Raw genomic sequence first — 2,290 nt, forward strand, 5'->3', positions numbered from 1 at the left:
GGGCGTAGGGGGGGGAGGTCGGCGGTGCGGCGTAGGCGCCAGACGAGGACGTCGCTGATGGAGTCGGCGGTGTTCAGTTCCCGGCGGGCGGCGGCCTCGGTGAGCAGGGCGCGGGGGTTGTGGCCGGCGCGTTCGGCGTCGGCGAGGGTGGCGGCCAGTGCGGCCCAGCCGGGTTCGGTCAGGATGGTCTCGGCGAGTTCGGGGAGCGCGGCGCGCACGGTGGTGGCGTGGCGGCGGCGCAGGGACGGGGCGATGCGGCGGCCACGTTCGCGCAGCACCGCGAGGGGCTCGCCAGCTGCCCGCAGGTAGGCGGCCCGCAGGTGCGCGGCGGCCCTGCGGGCGGCTTCGGCCTGCTGGGCGTGGTGACGCTGGGCGTGCCAGTGCGCGGCGGCGATGGCGAGGAAGAACAGCATGTCCAGAACCATGGCGGTGCCGGCCCCGTCCTCGCCACGGCCGAGCGCGGGCCCGCTGTAAACCAGCTCACGGGCTGCCCGACGTAGGTCCTGTACGTGGCGGAAGTCGGCTCGGGTGTGGGAGTACGAGGCCCGCTCGAACTCCCGGGCTGCCTGGTGCAGTTCGTTGCGGGTGTGGAGTGCCGAGGTCTTGGCGAGGGCATTGAGGACCTCGCCGGTGGCGGAGATCTGGGCGGCAGCCGCCCCGTCATCGCTGTTGTTGTCGAGGACGAGTAGCGCTGCCCAGCCTGCGTGGGCGGTGGTGCGTCGTGCTGCGGCAGGTGCCGAGGATGCGCCGGGGCGTTCCGGCCGCTCGCTGTCAGTGGTCTCCGGTCGAGTGGAGTCGGCGGTGAAGCGTTCCTGGATGCGAGGCAGGGACAGGTCGGGGGCGAGGGTGGAGCCGGCGTAGTAGATCAGCTCCTTGTCCTTGTTGCGGTCGTCGGGCAGGGCGACTTTGTAGCCCTTCAGGTCGCCGGAGGGCAGGACCTTGGTGCGTACGAGGAGCCCGGCGTCCTTGAGACGGCCGAGGAACTCGTCCGTAGAGGCGGCGCCGGCGAGCGCGCGCCGGACAGTCTCACGCAGTTCGTCGCGCGGGGCGATGTTCCGGCCCTGGCGTTCGGCCTTGTGCTTCTCGGCGCTGGTGGTGCGTTTGGCGGCGGTGCCGTCGCCGGGGGTGACGCGGTGGAGGCCGTAGTCGGCTTCGATGAGGCGGGCTTCGGCCTGGGCGCGTTTGCCGGAGAAGTGGTGGTCGGGGCGGCGGCCGTCTTCGCGTACGAGGGTGGCGATGATGTGGATGTGGTCGTCGGCGTGGCGGACGGCGGCCCAGCGGCAGCCAGCGCCGTCGCCGGGGTCGATGCCGGTGGCCGCGACCATACGGCGGGCGATCTCGCCCCACTGCTCGTCGGTCAAGATCGGGTCGTCGGGGGCGGCGCGCACGGAACAGTGCCACACGTGCTTCTCGGGCCGCAGGTCAGCGTCGAGCAATTGGAGAGGCTGGTCGAGGAGCTCCTGGAGATCCTTCTTCGTGGCCCCGAGGTCGCGGCCCGGGTCGGGTGCCATGTGGTCGAAGGAGGCGACCAGGTGCGGGTCGACGTGTTCCTCGTGTGTGCCCTTGCCGTAGAGGTAGTGGAGCAGTCCGAGGGTTTTGCTGCCCTGCTTGTGGATTCGGGGGATCAAGCCGCCTCGCCTGCCTGGGGGTTGGCGACCCGGTCGGCTGCCGTCTTCACGGCGTCAGCGGCACGCTGGATGTCGGCGATCACCTTGTTGAGGTGGGGCACGTCGCCGCCGGAGTTGAGGGCCTTGGCGGGCCGGTTGAGGTTGCTGCCCGCCCAGCCGAGCTGACGGCGCGCCGCGAACAGTTCGGTGAGGACGTCGCGTTCGGTGGCGATGGTGGCGGCGGTACGGGACTGGTCGCGGGCGGCGGCCAGAGCGGAATGGGCGAGGAAGCCGGCCAGACTCATGCCGACGGCGTCGGCGCCCGCCTGGATGAGGGCGTGCTCTTGATCGTTGAGGCGCACGCTCTGGGCAGGGCGCTGCTTCTTGTCGCGCGGACGTGCCTTCCCCTTTTCCTTGGCCTTGGACCGGCGCTTGCGGTGGGCCTTGCCTGGCTGCGGTCCGCCCTCGGTCGCAGCCTTTCCGTCCGGTGCCCCCTGGCGCCGGACGGGTCCCGCCACCTCCGGGGCGGGGTCGGGTTCGGGCGCTCCCCTGCGGGGGAGTGTCCGGACCTACAACTTGCTCCCGCTGGGGCGAGGGTGGTTGGTGGAGTGTTGTGGGAGGTGGTGGGTTCTTCGTGGTGCGGGTCGTGCATGGAGTCTCCGTGTCGGGGGGTGGCTATGGGG

2 protein-coding genes are annotated in these 2,290 nt (G+C 71.7%); both read right to left on the reverse strand.

The features are described from left to right. A partial coding sequence (locus tag WH07_RS34665; RefSeq protein ID WP_046508993.1) for a relaxase/mobilization nuclease domain-containing protein occupies positions 1 to 1,628 on the reverse strand: 1,628 nt, incomplete at its 3' end. Continuing rightward, the gene (locus WH07_RS34670; RefSeq protein ID WP_046508995.1) at positions 1,625 to 2,125 is read right to left on the reverse strand and encodes a mobilization protein; all 501 of its coding nucleotides are present in this window, start codon (positions 2,123 to 2,125) and stop codon (positions 1,625 to 1,627) included. The genes WH07_RS34665 and WH07_RS34670, both read right to left, overlap by 4 nt. Between the last annotated feature and the right edge of the window lie 165 nt (positions 2,126 to 2,290).

The organism is Streptomyces odonnellii (assembly GCF_000981895.1).
Taxonomy (GTDB): domain Bacteria; phylum Actinomycetota; class Actinomycetes; order Streptomycetales; family Streptomycetaceae; genus Streptomyces; species Streptomyces odonnellii.